The organism is Nonlabens sp., assembly GCF_965657255.1.
Lineage (GTDB): Bacteria > Bacteroidota > Bacteroidia > Flavobacteriales > Flavobacteriaceae > Nonlabens.
In genome coordinates, this window is record NZ_CBFHNM010000012.1 from 51,379 (window position 1) to 67,508 (window position 16,130).

Sequence of the window (16,130 nt, forward strand, 5' to 3'; positions counted from 1 at the left end):
ATATGTCCACAGCAATTCCCTACGGAAGACAAAATATTACTCAAGAAGATATTCTTGCGGTTACTGAAGCCTTACAGGCAGACTATCTTACTCAAGGACCTAGAATTCTAAAATTTGAAGAAGAATTTGCTGAATATGTAGGTTCAAAATATGCAGTTGCAGTGTCTAATGGTACAGCTGCATTACATTTAAATGCAATTGCGCTAGATGTGCAACCTGGAGATAAAGTAATCACAACACCACTGACATTTGCAGCATCTGCAAATTGTGTGAGATATTGTGGTGGAGAAGTGGTATTTGCAGACATAGATCCAGCAACTTATTTACTAGATATCAATGCAGTAAGAAAATTATTGAAAAATGCTCCCAGAGGCACTTATAAAGGAATAATTCCAGTGGACTTTGCTGGTAGAGCGGTAGATTTAGAAGAATTTAGAAAATTAGCTGATGAATATAACCTCTGGATTATAGAAGATAGTTGTCATTCACCAGGAGGTTTTTTTACAGATAGTAAAGGAACACAACAAAATTGTGGGAATGGAAAATTTGCAGACTTGGCAATATTTTCCTTTCATCCAGTTAAACATATTGCTTGTGGTGAAGGTGGAATGATCACTACAAATGATGCGGCTTTGTATCATAAACTTCTAGCACTTAGAACTCATGGAATCGTCAAGAATGATCAATTATATACAAATAGTATAGAGTTCGCTTCCGCGAAAGCGAGTACAGAACAATACCCTGCCTGGTATATGGAAATGCAAGATCTAGGATATAATTACCGCATTACAGATTTTCAGGCAGCTCTAGGTTCTAGCCAATTATTAAGAGCAAATGACGGACTGAAAAGAAGAAGAGAAATCGCATCAAATTATTTTGAGGCTTTTAAAGGTAAAAGTTACATAAAAGGACAAAGTAGCGTGATTGTAGGTCATGCTTATCATTTATATGTAGTAGAAGTAGAGGATAGATTAGGTTTGTATAATCACTTAAGAGAGCAAAAAATATATGCTCAAATCCATTACATACCATGTCATTTAATGCCTTATTATAGAGAACTAGGCTGGAAAGAAGGTGATTTACCTATGGCTGAGACGTACTATGAAAAATGTATCAGCTTGCCAATGTTTCCTACATTAAGCAATGAAGAACAGCAGTTTGTAGTGAATACTATACATAATTATTATAATGGGTAATTTGTGCATAATAACCGCACGTGGTGGTAGTAAGAGGATTCCAAGAAAAAACATAAAACCTTTTCTTGGTAAACCTATTATCGCCTATTCTATTGAAGCTGCGTTAAATTCTAAGTTATTTGATGAAGTCATGGTTTCAACAGATGATGATGAAATTGCTGAAATTGCTCATGAATATGGAGCGAACATACCTTTTAAAAGATCTAGTGAAAACTCTGATGATTATGCGACAACTTTTGACGTAATAGAAGAGGTGCTGAATCAATATAAAGTTGAACTAAACCAAACCTTTGAATTTGCTTGCTGCATTTATCCAACAGCTCCATTTGTAAATGCTGAAATTTTGAGTTCAGCGTTTTCTTTATTGGGAGAAAATCGTTTTGATTCTGTTTTTCCTGTTATGCCTTTTAGTTTTCCGGTTCAACGCGCGTTAAAACTCAGCGATGCTGGAAATATAACTTTTTTTAACCAAGAATTTGCAACTACAAGAAGTCAAGATTTAGAAAAATCCTATCATGATGCAGGACAATTTTACTGGATAAATGTGGAAGAATGTTTGAAGTCCAAAAAATTGATTACTGAGAATAGTGGTAGTATCGTGATTAGTGAATTACAAGGTCAGGATATTGATAACGAAACAGACTGGAAATTAGCTGAATTGAAATATGAACTCTTATAAATGTCTTGCTCAACAAGAATTCTCTTCTGGAGAATTTAAAATTGTGCCTATACGATTTGAAGACCGTATGGATATCATGAAATGGCGTAATGAGCAAATGTACCATTTACGACAAGCTGAGCCTTTGACAATTGAATCACAAAATCATTATTTTAACTCAGTAGTCAAGTCATTATTTGAACAAGAAAAACCCAGTCAAATTTTATTCTCGTTCTTACAAAACGATATCTGTATAGGATATGGTGGATTGGTGCATATCAATTGGATAGATAAAAATGTCGAGATATCATTTATCATGAATACGGATTACGAAAAAGAAAATTTTGAAACATTGTGGAGTGAATATTTGAATTTAATTGAACAAGTAGCATTTAATGAACTGCAACTCTATAAACTTTATGTTTATGCATTTGATTTGCGACCACATCTTTACACAACACTTTTAAATAATAATTATTTTTTTGATGCTCGATTAAAGGAACATTGCTTTTTTGAAAATAGTTACAAGGATGTTATTATTCACTCTAAAATCACTAATTTATGATTTTAGGTGTATTGGCAAGTGGGAATCTTGGACTAAAGATTTTAAGAGAATTGTTTTCAAATTATGAAATCGATTTCATTTTGACAGATTCAAATTCCTCTGAAATTATTGAATTTGCGGAAAAAGAAAACATCTTTTTATTTAAAGGAAATCCACGTAATGGTGAAGCATTCAATTCGGTTGGTAAAAGAACCATCGATGTTTTATTATCTATCAACTATTTGTTTCTAATTGAGGAGGATTTGATTGGTTTACCAAGGAAAATAGCGATAAATATTCATGGATCATTATTGCCTAAATACAGAGGAAGAACACCTCATGTGTGGGCTATTATCAATGGTGAACAAGAAGCTGGGATAACTTTACATGAAATAACATCTGGATGTGATGAAGGTAAAATAATAAAACAAATCAGAATTCCTATTGACGAAGAGATGACAGGCGCAGATTTATTAAGTATTTATAATGATGAATATTTAGTCAATATTTTAAATGTTTTACAAGAGGTTGAGGAAAACTCCATTGAGCTTACTGAGCAAAATGAAGATAATGCTACTTATTTTGGTAAAAGAACACCTGAAGATGGGAGAATCAATTGGGAATGGAGTGCTAAAAGGATAACTAATTGGGTTAGAGCTCAAGCTCATCCTTATCCTGGCGCTTTTACATATATAGGTGAAGAAAAAGTCATAATTGACAAGGTGAAAAAATCAGATTTTGGATTTCACTATAAAACAGCTAATGGTACTATAATAAACGATAATCCTGTTATTGTAAAAACAGCAGATGGATCATTAGAATTAGTTGAAGTAAGAAATAATTTTAAGTTTAAAATAAATCAAGTTTTTGATATATGAATATAGATGGAAAGGAAATAGGAAATAATAATCCTTGTTTTATAATTGCAGAATTGTCTGCAAATCATAATGGTAATCTAGAGGTAGCTTTAGAAACAGTAAGAGCTGCAAAAAGGGCAGGAGCTGACTGTATCAAATTGCAAACATACACTCCAGATACTCTAACAATTGATTGTAATAAGGATGACTTTATTATAAAAGGAACTCTATGGGAAGGACAAAATCTCTACAGCTTATATGAAAAAGCATATACTCCTTGGGATTGGCACAAAGAAATTATGGATTTAGCTAAGGAACTTGGCTTAGTATGTTTTTCCTCTCCTTTTGATTTTACAGCCGTAGATTTTTTAGAAGAGTTAAAAGTCCCAGCATATAAAATTGCTTCATTTGAAATTACTGATATTCCTTTAATAGAATATGTGGCGAGCAAAGGTAAACCTGTGATTATTTCAACTGGTATTGCAACTATTCCAGATATAGAGCTAGCATTAGAAACCTGTAGAAAAGTTGGAAATAATAATATTTCCTTGTTAAAATGTACATCATCTTATCCTGCACCTATTGATGAGGCAAATATGATGATGATTAAAGATCTACAAGAGCGTTTTGATGTAATACCTGGCCTTTCTGATCATACCATGGGATCAATTGTTCCAGTGGTTGCAACTAGTTTAGGAGCTAAGATTATTGAAAAACATTTTATTTTAGATAAATCTATAGGTGGACCAGATGCCTCATTTTCGATGGATGAAGCAGAGTTTAAAGAAATGGTTGATCAAGTAAGGTTAGCAGAAAGTGCTTTAGGTTCCGTAAACTACGAGTTAACCGAAAAACAGGAAAAAGGTAAGTTTTTTTCTCGATCCTTATATGTCGTTAAAGATATCAAGAAAGGAGAACTCTTTACTTCTGAAAATGTACGTTCTATACGTCCAGGTTTCGGTCTTCATCCTAAGTATTATTACGACATGCTGGGTACTGAGGCAAAAGAAGACTTTTTAAAAGGTGATAGACTAGAAAAATGAGTTTAAAAAAAACGACTGCTACTAATATAACGTGGTCTTTTATTGAGTCTGTAAGTTTAAAAGCAGTATCCTTTGTTCTTAGTATTATATTAGCACGCTTATTAGACCCTAAAGTATTTGGGGTTTTAGCGATAGTCAATGTATTTTACTTACTTACTATGCTTTTTATTGATTCAGGTTTAAAAGAGGCGATCATTCAAAAGAAAGATGTAAGTGATGAAGATTACTCATCAGTCTTTTGGTTAAACATTTGTAAGTCGTGTTTATTGTATTTAGTTCTGTTTATAGCCGCTCCTGTTATACAGAATGCTTATCCAGAATATGAAAACTTATCTTTCTATATCAGATTACAATCTCTCACCTTAATTATTGAGGCTTTTGGGCTCATTCAGATTGTAAAGGCCACTAAAGAATTAAACCTAAAAAAAATAACTGTCTCTAGAATACCTGCTTCACTAATTAGCCTGTTAGTAGGTGTGACACTAGCCTATCTAGGGTTTGGGATACTGTCTTTGATTATACAACAATTAGTAAATGCTTTGATATACACCGCTTTATTGGTTTATAATGTTAAATACAAACCCCAATTAGTACTGAATTTTAAGGCTATATTGCCCCTATATAAATTCGGTGTAAGGTTGTTAGGTGTGAGTTTAATTTCTAGGTTTTATACCCAATCATTAAATTTAATATATGGTAAGGTATATTCACCATCAACCCTAGGACTTTATACAAAATCGATTAGCTTACTTAATGCACCCATTGATATTATTAATAGTCCTTTTTTAAAAGGTTTGTATCCAACTCTGGTAAAATTGCAAGACGACACCAGTCAACTAAAAAAGATAATTCTACAAAATATTAAGCTAGTCACTTTTTTAATTGCTTTAGTTAGTGGTGTGTTTTTTTTTCAAACAGAACAAGTAATTACAATATTATTAGGCGATAAGTGGTTAGGGTCTGTGATTTATTTAAAAATAGCTGCCATGGGCGGCCTTTTTATTCCTATGAATGGACAGTGCCAAAGCATTTTTAAAGTAAAAAATAAGGTGAATCTTTTTTTTAAAATAGAACTGATTTTAAAAATAGTAGGACTAGCTATCGTTTTTTCTTTAGCCTATTTGTATGATTTATATATTGTTCTAATAGCCTTATCAATTATATATATCATTACATCATTTATTAATTTTTATTTCATTAGTAGTATGTTGCATTTTTCATTTTGGATTGAATGGTGTAAAATGATGTTGTTTTTAATTAATGTATCTACCTTCGGTTTTTTTATTAATTATTTAGTTACGTATTTGTTTGAAAATATGTATTACAGTGTTATTATATTTACAGTGTTTTATTTTGTACTAACTACATTATTATATTACATTACAAGTAAGGATGAAGTAAAAAAAATACTAAGAATGAAATAATACATAACTTTTATGTTAACGCTACCTAGCGCTTATTTTTAACCATTTTATTATAGTTTATGATAATAAACTATAATAATCCCATAACTATTGTTTTTTCGCTTTCGCGAAAGCGAAATACGTATATGTTAATGAATTTAATAAATATGTTATAATCTAGTTTACTTATTTAGTATATGTTAAACAACTTAACTGTTTTAAGATTTTACGCTGCTTTTTGGTTTTTTTGTTTCATTTACCTATTGAGTGCATAGGATTAAATTAAATTGATTTTTTTTTTAAAAAAAAAAGGTTATTTAGGCGTTGATGTGTTTTTTATCTTAAGCGGATTTATTAACATATGTTTATTTTTAAAAATTTTTCAATAAAAAATTTTCATTTTCGGATTTTTATTATTTTCTAATAAAAAGAATTGCTAAAATTTATCCATTACATTTTTTTAATTGCAGCACCTTTGGTTATAGGATTAATAAGAATAGGTGAGTCTATTCCAGTCGACTATTCCAAGAGTGTGTTGCAAAATCTTTTATTGTTAAATGGATGGGGAACCACAAACAAATTAACTTGGTATACTTTTTCATGGAGTTTTTCTGCTGAATGGTTTGCTTATTCAATTATTTTCTCTATTTGTGCGTTAGTATATAAATACAATAATAGATTAGCTATCTCTCTATTCTGTTTAATTGTAGTCGGATTTCTAATTTATTGGTTTAATATTGAAAATTTTTCTTTAGACCATTATACCTTTTCTTCCATTCCCAGAATATTGCCTGAGTTTATATTAGGTGTTTTAACTGCATTTTTTCATTGAAATACAAGTTATCTAAAAAAAATATCATTAATCTTGTTTATAATTTGCGTTTTAAATATAACTTTATTACCATTTCAAGATAACTTATTTGATCAGTTATGTATTATACCTTTTAGTCTGTTGATTTATCTTTATCATCATTTACATGGTTTGATGCTATTTTATTTAACAAGAGATTTGTTTTTTTAGGAAAAATATCTCTTGCATTTTATTTAACTCAATTATATAGTTTTATAAAAGTGAGAAAAATAAATGAACTGTTGATAAATTTTGGATTTGAAATATTTAATGGTAATATTATCCTTCAAATTTCTTTACACATGATGGTTAATTTTATTTTAGCAACAATCTTTTGTTCTTTTTGTGAAGAACCTTTAAGAAAAAAAACAATTAAAATTTATTACAAATAATAGAAGATGTTATTTGGTTTAATGCTATAGTACAAATTGAAAAGTGATTAAGATATTATTAATGAAGATAATAACATTAATGTAATTTATTTCACTTTGGAGAACTCAAGTTTGATTACCCAATTGACATGATTAGAATCTGTCAAATAATATTTAGTGAATTGAAGTATTTTATAAATCAATATAATTTAAAAAATTAATATGATATTTGTTATATTTGGAACACGTCCAGAATTCATAAAATTAGCACCAGTAATTCATGAACTTATTAATAAAGGCGTTAATCATAAAGTAGTTAATACTGGTCAACATAAAGAAATGTTATTGCCTTTACTAGATTGGTTTGATATAACACCTGATTATAATTTATCTATAATGAAACCTAATCAAGGCTTAAATGGGATTATTCATTCAAGTATTGATTTACTGGATAATCTTTATGAAAGTGAAAATCCTAATATTGTAATTACCCAAGGCGATACGACAACTGCTTTTGTAGCTTCGTTAGCTGCATTTAATAGAAAAATACAAGTGGCTCATGTAGAAGCTGGTCTGAGAACTGATGATTTGTATAATCCCTTTCCAGAAGAAGCTAATAGAAGATTGATTAGTCAAATAGCGCAGTTTCATTTTACACCTACAGCTACTAACACTTCAAATTTACTAAAATGTGGTATTCAAAATGAAGTTGTTTTTGAAACTGGAAATACTGTAATTGATGCTTTACTTTATACTAAAAATAAATTACGTGGTCAAAGTCATTTGCCAAATTCCCTAATTAATGTAATTTCCAAATATGGGCGTTTAATAACTATAACGGGTCATAGAAGAGAAAATATAGGTAAAGGATTTGATGAAATATTCAATGCCATTAAAGAGTTAGCAAGCATGAATACAAACATATTATTTGTTTACCCAGTTCACTTAAACCCATTAGTAAAAAATGAGGCAGAGCGAATATTAAACGGCTTGAATAATGTACTGCTAGTTATGCCGATGGATTATCCTGCATTTGTAGAACTGATGTCTAAGTCTTATTTAATTATTTCTGACTCAGGAGGTGTTCAAGAAGAAGCACCTAGTTTAAATGTGCCTGTTCTTGTAACAAGAACTAATACTGAAAGAATGGAAGTGGTTAAAGCGGGAGCAGTTGTTTTAGTAGGGACTAAAAAACAAGATATAATAAACAAAGCAATGCTGTTAATTGATGATAAAGAAATTTATGAATCTATGGTTGCTGCAAAAAACCCTTATGGAAAAGGTGATGCCTCAAAAAAAATAATCTCTATATTGAAAGAATATGTCTAAAAAAATATATTTTGTATGCGCTCCAATATTTCTTTACTGGCCCGTTGAGATTTCTAAAAAAATAAAAGAACTAAATAATGGGAACCTTATCACTGGTGGCTTTATTGGAGGCCCAAAAAAATATTATCAAATATTAAAAAATGAATGGGGTACTATGGCTGATGAAGTTGTTTATACTCATGATTTGGAACATCAATGGATTTCGACCCCTTACGAGCAAAAACAGCTTCTTTTTTTTGCTGAATTATTAGGCCATAAACGTTTAAATCAATTTATTATTTCTGACAGGCATATTGGTAATGGTTTGCTCATGGGTGGAGGTATTGCCGATTCCCCTTTTTTAGAAAAAATACGTAAAGATAAAGAGGCAACTTTAAATTATATCGTAAATATGTTGTCTTATTTATATAATTTTTTATCTAAAACAAAACCTGAAATAATTTATTCTTATGCTGTGGCAGGTGCATTTACTTTGGCTATTGCCGAATTATGTGTGAAATTAGATATAAAATTTTTGAAATTAACACACTCAAGAATCGATAATAAAGTTGTTATAGATAGCAGTCCTCGCGACAAAATGGATTTGGTGAAAGCTCAATTTCTTAAGCCAATTTCGGATTTCTCTAAAGATTCGTTAGATTACGGATTAGATTATTTAAATAAATTTAGAGAAAAGCAACAGCAGCCAGATTATCAAATCCTTCAAAATAAAATTTATTTAGAGAAAACAAAAATAAAGTATTCTTTAAAGCTTGCAGCAAAATACCTGAAAGGAACATTCAATCGTTCAAATGAATTTTTTCATACATCATATTTATCTACAATAAAATATGAATATAATATAACCAAAGGAATTAAATCATTTTGGAAACAAAAACCTTTTTTTGATACAGAATATTTGTTAAAAAAATCTTTTCTATTCTATACTTTACATGTGGATCCTGAAGCTTCAACAATGGTGATAAGTTCATGCCAAACCAACCAATTAGCTGTTATTGAGGCGATTTCTAAGTCAAAAGCGATAACAGATATATTGGTTGTTAAAGAACATTTAACAATGATAGGAAGAAGACCTAAAGGGTTTTATAAAGCAATAAATGCCTTACCTGGTGTTTATATGGCAAATCCCACAGAGCCATCTTTTAGATTTATTAATGCAGCTAAAGCTATAATTACATTAACAGGCACTTCTGGTTTAGAATCTATTTTTTTAAATAAACCAGCTGTCTTTTTGGGTGATTTTATTTATAGATTTATAGACAAAGGCTTTGTATGTACAAATGATTTGTCACGATTAAATCAAATATTAGCCAATTTAGATAAAATAGAGACTGCTGATGATGAAGTCTTAATTAAATTGATAGCTGCTGTAAACGAAGTTTCATTCCCTTTCGATGGAGGGTTAGTTTGGTCAGGTGTTAGTAAACAAAAAGTATTAGATCATCCTGAGGTAGTAAATTTATTTGCAGAAAAAATTTTTAAAAATCTGAGCTAATGCAAAATATACTTTTTGTTGAAAGTGGAGTCCATGAGGGTGGATCTTTTATGAGCTTAGCAAAGCACATTGAAGCATTAGATAAAACCAAAAACAAACCAATTGTTGTTTTTTTTAATACGAATAATTGGGTTACCATATTTAGAGAAAAGGGTTATAAAGTTTATTTGATCAATGATAATGTGTTCTCTAAGCATAAAATGAATCTTCATTCTACTTTAAATGCTTTTTTTATGAAAGGCTTTGTAAAATTCAAAGTTATACCATTTTTAAAATGGTTGCATAAAGACGCTATAAAAAAACTAGAAACCATTATAGAAAAAGACAAAGTTGATTATGTACACTTGAATACAGAACTTTTTAGAGATAGAATAGGGTTAATTGCTGGGATTAATAAAAAAATACCAATAATATCACATTTAAGAAGTAAATACCAATTAGGTAAAATTCACTTTTCAAAAAAATATATAAATTTTGCTAACGAGCATGTAGAAAAATATATTGCTGTTTCAAATGATACTAGTAATTTTTGGGTAACAAAAGTAGGTTTAGAATCATCCAAAATACAAACTTTATATGACTATTTTGAACCAATTAATAACAGTGATAATGTCGATGTTTTTCAATATGATGGTTTAAAATTAGTCTGTGTCTCAAATATTGTCCCTGTCAAAGGGTTAGAATTTTTAATAAAATCCTGTGCGCCAATTTTAAAAACGCATAAGGCTAAATTATTTATAGTAGGAAAAGGTGATTCTACTTATTTAGAAAAATTAACAATATTAGTAAGGGATCTTAATCTAGTTGATTCAGTAAAGTTTGTTGGTTATAGAAATGACGTAAATAATTTTTTACAAGCAGCCGATGTTGTGTTGTTGTTTTCTAAAAGAGAAGGCTTACCTAATGTTGTAATAGAGGCTATGGGATGTCAGGCAATTATTATAGCTAGTGAGGTTGGCGGTATTCCTGAGATAGTAAATGATAATGAAAATGGTTTTTTAGTGCCTTCTGGAGATGTAAAAATAGCCACAGAGAAAATAGAATCGGTATTACAATTGACTAATGAAGCGGTAACCCACATTAAAGCAAATTCTGTTAAAACAATTGAAGGTAAATTCTCTAAAGAATATTATTGTTCTACAATATTAAAATTATATGAATAAACTCGTTTCAATTGTTTTGCCAACCTATAACGGTAATGATTTTTTAAAAAAATCTATAGATAGCTGTTTAACCCAAACCTATCAAAATATTGAACTTATAATAGTTAATGATTGCTCGACAGATAATACAGAGGAAATTATACTTTCCTATAAAGATCATAGAATTAAATATATTAAAAACGAAACAAATCAACGACTACCCAGATCATTAAATATTGGTTTTAATATTGCATATGGAGACTATTTAACTTGGACTTCAGATGATAACTTTTATAAAAGTGATGCTATTGAGAAAATGGTGTTTAATTTAGAAAATGAAAATGCTGATTTGGTTTTTGCACCTTATTTTACAATAAATAATGATGATAAAATTACAGGAGAAAGAAAGGTAGGTAAACAAGAAAATGTGTTAATTGATAATGTAGTTAAGGCTTGTTTTCTATATAAGAAAGAAATGCATCAAAAATTAGAAGGGTACAATCCATCTTTATTTTTAGTTGAAGATTATGATTTTTGGATAAGAGCAGCTTTTGAAAATTATAAGTTTAGTCCTTTACAAGAAAAACTCTATTATTATCGATTTCATGATAATTCACTTACAGAGACTAGACGTAATGACATTTCTAAAGCTTTATTTGGTTTATTGAAACAGTATGAAGTTTTATTTAGATCTAATAATAAAAGTACTTATTTAAAATCAAAATTTTATATGAAATTAGCTAGTTTGGCAATAGCAAATAATGAAAGTGCTTTTGAATATTACAAGAAAGGAATTATAAAAAACCCAATTAGTATTTTTAGAAAAATCACTCTCAAAATTATTATAAACATAAGTAAAGCATTATAAAATTATTACTAACTTTTTAAATACTACTTTTACGCTTTCGTGAAAACCTATTAAATCACTTCAATAATAATAGAACTTTATTAATGCTATTTAATTCAATATATTTTGCATTTTTTTTACCAATAGTCTTGATCATACCCCAAAAACACTTCCATCTCTTGATTTTTATGAATGGAAACCTATAAAGAATATAAACCTAGTTTAATGACGAGACTTAAAAATAGACTGGTGTAATGAATATTTGGATTTTAAAATATAGTAAAACAGATTTTTCATCTGATTTTATAAATAAAGCAACTCAGTTTTCATTATCAATTGACCAACTGCGGCATAATACAATTGTTAATAAAAGATTAGGTGATTTTCACTTTATTTCAATATCAACCAACTTTGAAAAATGTCAAAAAAAATATATCCAATTTTCAGAAAACTCAATTAATGGCTATTCAGGCTTATTACTAGGTAAACATTCTTCAGATATCGACCTTAGAACTATTGAAAATGTAACCATAAATCATATAGAAACTTATAGTGGTCAGTTTTCTATTTTTAAAATAATCAAAGATAGGTTTGAATGTATAGTAGATAACTTTGGGTTTCATAAAGTTTTTTATTTTAAGCATAATCATGATATCTATGTAACTAACTCGATAGATTTGTTAAAAAAATAGGTTTGTTAATTCCAGATAGGGAACAAATGCTGTTAGACTATATGACTGTTAGATATGGAGTTTATCCAGGTTATGAGACGTTATATAAAGATGTTTATACCATGCCCGAATATGGTAAAATAGTAATTACTACTACTGGTTTTGTTCTTTCAAACTATAAAGCTATATCAGATCTATTACAACCTGATACCGATTTTGAAAATCAATTAAAATTAGTTATCGATGAATATAAAAGTAATGCTACTTATTTAAGGAAATATCACCATATTGTTATTCCTCTTTCTGGTGGTTTTGACGGTAGGTTAATTTTAAGTTTTTTTATAATACTAGCGGTAATTCTTTAGAAACCATGTCCTATAATAGAGCAGGTTTTTTAGATTTTTTTATTGCCAGTAAATTGAGCCGAAAGTTTAAAGTAAAGCATCAAAAAATTAAAATCCCCACAACGCTCAATAATTTTAAAATTAAAATATCTGAATTTCAAAACTCTAACAATGATCCCTTCTATTCTACTTTTATTAATGCAGTTAAATCCTTTTATAAAATAGAAAATAGTTTTAAAGTTAGTTTAGGAGGTAATGGTGCTGATACTGACTGGGAATTTGGAGAAAAGCAATTAAAGGACCTTAATAAATCTAACTTTAATAGTTTTATAAAATCTTATTCAGAATTAATAACAAAACATTCATTAATAAATAAAGATGTTTCAGAAAAAATGGCGATTAAACTAGAACAGTATTTCTTAAAAAAATATGCAGTTTTTAAAGACGCCCCTAATTTTGTGCAATTATTAGCATCGGCATTTTTTCATTTAGAACGTTTTAGAGGAAGGCAGGGCTATATCTATTCCCAAGAAAGCAATAAATAACACGATGTATTTGCTCCCTTTGCAAGTGAAAATTTTAATAAACTAGTTTTTCTAGCAAATAAAAATCAATTACAAAGGTCACTAAAACAAGGTATAAATTATAGAATATATAATACCATAACACAAGGTAAGGCACCATGGGCAGCAATCCTTACAGCAAAAAATGAATTAGTGTCTAATCTTTTTCAAAAAACAATGAATTATATATTCCCTTATTTACCTAAAATCGAATGGAAATTAAGAAAAGGAGATACTAATACTAGATTGAGAAGCGGTTTTACAAATAAAGTAAATAACATTACATTATTTAAAAAAATAAAGATGTAGAATTATATCAATTAATTGACTTTAAAAAGATAGAAGACGATCTTAAAAAAGATAAATATGATGGTCAATATAATGAAATAGCAAAGATGTTAAAGTTTATTGAGAATAATCTAGCAATCTAATAAGATTGGTTAATTGCGATGTCTGTATACTATTTATATATCGCTTTGGCGAAAGCGATACAAATATGAAACACATATATTTGCAATCATTTATCCAATAATACTATTAACACACAACAATGATTGTTTTTTTTATACCTGATTTAAGAGCTGGTGGTGCAGAAAGAGTAATGCTAACCCTTTTAAACGAATTTTACAACACCGATGAAAAGTCATCATATCTCCTGCTTTTAGGAAAAAAACAAGGTGATTTATCAAACCTTATACCACAAGATATAAAGGTGTTAGAACTAGGCGTTACATCAGGCTCAAAAATGGTAATGCCTTTTATAAAATTTTGTAAAAAACATAAACCAACAGTTGTTTTTGCTACTTTAGGGGCTAGTCTAACAACTGCTATTGCAAAACCATTTATTTCAAATGCTATTACAATTATTAATCGTTTAGGAAACACCATCGGTGCAGAAAAAAAGCTATTTACTAACTCCATAAAACGCTATCTATATATTCTAGCAAATAAGAGAATTGCAAAAAAATCTGATAAATTAATCTTTCAATGTAATTATATGAAAGAGGATTTTATTAAAGAAACAAATTGTATACCCAAAGAGTCTTATGTAATTTATAATCCAGTAAACGTAGAACGTATTTCTGCATTATCAAAGAAGCCTGTATTTCATTCAAGTTTTGATTTTGTAGCAGTTGGAAGACTCAATCCTCAAAAAGACTATTTTACCTTACTTAATGCGTGTGCATTATTAAAAAATAAACAAATAGCATTTAAACTCGCAATACTAGGTGAGGGAAATCTAAGAGATACAATGCAAGATGTTATAGATAAAAAAGAATTGAACAAAAATGTTTTTTTGTTAGGACACCAACCTAATCCATATCCATTAATGAAATCTGCAAAATTTTTAATTTCATCGTCATTATATGAGGGGTTTTCAAACGTAATTATAGAATCACTATGTTTGGGAACACCTATACTAGCAAGCGATTGTCCTGGAGGTAATAGTGAGACCATAGATATATCTAATGGTAGGTTATTTCCTTTAAAAAATCAAGAAGCCCTTACTCAATTAATGATTGATTCTTTAAATAAAAATTCCATTTTTAATAAAAATGAGTTAATGAAAAACGCTAGAAAAAAATATCAATTAAAAACCATTGTTAGTCAGTATAAAAACATAATCATATAGTGCAAATTCTTTATTTCACAAAATATTCACGACTTGGTGCGAGCAGCCGTTTACGTAGTTACCAATATTTCTCTTACTTGGAAGAAAATGGATTAGAGATTTCTGTAAGTCCATTGTTTAATGATTATTACCTAACTTCTTTATATCAAAAAAAACATTCAAAATTTACAATACTTAAAGCTTACTTAGAACGTTTTATTAAGCTATTTACGTTTTTCAGATATGACAAGGTTGTTATTGAAAAAGAATTATTTCCTTATGCCCCAGCCTGGACTGAACAAATTATAAAGTATTTAGGTGTTTCATATTATGTGGATTATGATGATGCCATATTTCATAATTATGATCTACATAAAAGTTGGATCATAAGATTTCTGTTGAGAAATAAAATAGATATAGTAATGAAAAATAGTACTTGTGTCATTGCTGGTAATAATTACCTTGCTAATCGTGCGAAAAATGCCGGAGCCTCATCTATCAAAATTATACCTACTGTAGTTGATTTAAAACGATACAAGAACATTTCAATTCAAAAAGATAATTATACAACAATTATAGGCTGGATAGGATCTCCATCTACCTATAAATATTTCAAAAAACTTATCCCGGTATTTAAACAATTGGCTAATCAATACGATATTAACTTTCATATAATAGGAGCTAAAGCAAAGTATGAAAAAGATAATTGCTTTCACTTTATTCCGTGGAAAGAAGTAACTGAGGCTTCGGAGATTTCAAAATTTGATATCGGAATTATGCCACTAGATGACACACCATGGGAATTAGGAAAATGTTCTTATAAATTAATTCAATACATGGCATGCAGTTTACCTGTGGTAGCATCTCCAGTGGGAATGAATAAAGAAGTAGTTCAACCAAATAATGGTATATTGGCTAGTAGTCAAGAAGACTGGTTTAATGCACTTGAAAAATTAATATTAAATAAATCACTTCAAATTAAAATGGGGCTAATGGGTAGAAACGCAGTAGAACAAATGTATTCATTACAAATAACAAATAATAAGTGGTTACAATTATTAAAGAATGAAAGTGCGTAGATACCTTGACATACTCCAGGTATTTAGAGGTATTGCTGCTTTAATGGTAGTGTAGGCTTCCACAAAAATAGGACACTTTAAAATTAGACAAAAAGTTTTTATTTAGTTGTTCTTTGATGAAGAAGT

Annotated in this window: 16 protein-coding genes; all 16 read left to right on the forward strand. The window is 29.1% G+C overall.

Annotated features, from left to right (window positions below; genetic code table 11):
* The first annotated feature begins 2 nt into the window (after positions 1–2).
* The 16 genes from pseC (at position 3) to ACTF54_RS12385 (ending at position 16,004) form a co-directional block, all read left to right on the forward strand.
* Positions 3–1,196 carry a UDP-4-amino-4,6-dideoxy-N-acetyl-beta-L-altrosamine transaminase gene (gene pseC / locus ACTF54_RS12310; protein ID WP_438969473.1) on the forward strand — a complete coding sequence of 398 codons (1,194 nt, stop codon included), beginning with the start codon at positions 3–5 and terminating at the stop codon, positions 1,194–1,196.
* Complete coding sequence (gene pseF, locus ACTF54_RS12315; RefSeq protein WP_438969474.1) at positions 1,189–1,875, forward strand: pseudaminic acid cytidylyltransferase; 687 nt, start codon at positions 1,189–1,191, stop codon at positions 1,873–1,875. Before pseC ends, pseF begins: the two co-directional genes overlap by 8 nt.
* Positions 1,862–2,419, forward strand: a complete 558-nt coding sequence (locus ACTF54_RS12320) for a GNAT family N-acetyltransferase (protein ID WP_438969475.1) — start codon at positions 1,862–1,864, stop codon at positions 2,417–2,419. The genes pseF and ACTF54_RS12320 overlap by 14 nt, the downstream gene beginning before the upstream one ends.
* Complete coding sequence (locus ACTF54_RS12325) at positions 2,416–3,276, forward strand: methionyl-tRNA formyltransferase (RefSeq protein ID WP_438969476.1); 861 nt, start codon at positions 2,416–2,418, stop codon at positions 3,274–3,276. Before ACTF54_RS12320 ends, ACTF54_RS12325 begins: the two co-directional genes overlap by 4 nt.
* Complete coding sequence (gene pseI / locus ACTF54_RS12330) at positions 3,273–4,298, forward strand: pseudaminic acid synthase (RefSeq protein ID WP_438969477.1); 1,026 nt, start codon at positions 3,273–3,275, stop codon at positions 4,296–4,298. The genes ACTF54_RS12325 and pseI overlap by 4 nt, the downstream gene beginning before the upstream one ends.
* A complete protein-coding gene (locus ACTF54_RS12335) occupies positions 4,295–5,722 on the forward strand; it encodes a lipopolysaccharide biosynthesis protein (RefSeq protein ID WP_438969478.1) in 1,428 nt (475 codons plus the stop codon). The genes pseI and ACTF54_RS12335 overlap by 4 nt, the downstream gene beginning before the upstream one ends.
* 1,422 nt (positions 5,723–7,144) lie before the next feature.
* Positions 7,145–8,251 (forward strand): non-hydrolyzing UDP-N-acetylglucosamine 2-epimerase, encoded by a 1,107-nt coding sequence (gene wecB / locus ACTF54_RS12340; protein ID WP_438969479.1) that lies wholly within the window; start codon positions 7,145–7,147, stop codon positions 8,249–8,251.
* On the forward strand, positions 8,244–9,746 hold the full coding sequence (locus ACTF54_RS12345; protein ID WP_438969480.1) for a hypothetical protein: 1,503 nt from the start codon (positions 8,244–8,246) through the stop codon (positions 9,744–9,746). The genes wecB and ACTF54_RS12345 overlap by 8 nt, the downstream gene beginning before the upstream one ends.
* On the forward strand, positions 9,746–10,909 hold the full coding sequence (locus ACTF54_RS12350) for a glycosyltransferase (protein ID WP_438969481.1): 1,164 nt from the start codon (positions 9,746–9,748) through the stop codon (positions 10,907–10,909). The genes ACTF54_RS12345 and ACTF54_RS12350 overlap by 1 nt, the downstream gene beginning before the upstream one ends.
* Complete coding sequence (locus ACTF54_RS12355) at positions 10,902–11,756, forward strand: glycosyltransferase family 2 protein (protein ID WP_438969482.1); 855 nt, start codon at positions 10,902–10,904, stop codon at positions 11,754–11,756. Before ACTF54_RS12350 ends, ACTF54_RS12355 begins: the two co-directional genes overlap by 8 nt.
* Positions 11,757–11,989: 233 nt before the next feature.
* Complete coding sequence (locus tag ACTF54_RS12360; RefSeq protein WP_438969483.1) at positions 11,990–12,427, forward strand: hypothetical protein; 438 nt, start codon at positions 11,990–11,992, stop codon at positions 12,425–12,427.
* A 26-nt stretch (positions 12,428–12,453) separates the two neighbouring features.
* Positions 12,454–12,771, forward strand: coding sequence for a hypothetical protein (locus tag ACTF54_RS12365; protein ID WP_438969484.1), 318 nt, complete (start codon positions 12,454–12,456; stop codon positions 12,769–12,771).
* A 5-nt stretch (positions 12,772–12,776) separates the two neighbouring features.
* Entirely contained in the window at positions 12,777–13,295 is a 519-nt protein-coding gene (locus ACTF54_RS12370; protein ID WP_438969485.1) for a hypothetical protein, read from the forward strand.
* 195 nt (positions 13,296–13,490) lie between these two features.
* Complete coding sequence (locus ACTF54_RS12375; RefSeq protein WP_438969486.1) at positions 13,491–13,622, forward strand: hypothetical protein; 132 nt, start codon at positions 13,491–13,493, stop codon at positions 13,620–13,622.
* A gap of 241 nt (positions 13,623–13,863) precedes the next feature.
* Positions 13,864–14,946: a glycosyltransferase gene (locus ACTF54_RS12380; protein ID WP_438969487.1), complete on the forward strand. Its 1,083-nt coding sequence runs from the start codon at positions 13,864–13,866 to the stop codon at positions 14,944–14,946.
* Entirely contained in the window at positions 14,946–16,004 is a 1,059-nt protein-coding gene (locus ACTF54_RS12385) for a glycosyltransferase family 4 protein (protein WP_438969488.1), read from the forward strand. The genes ACTF54_RS12380 and ACTF54_RS12385 overlap by 1 nt, the downstream gene beginning before the upstream one ends.
* Positions 16,005–16,130 lie beyond the last annotated feature (126 nt).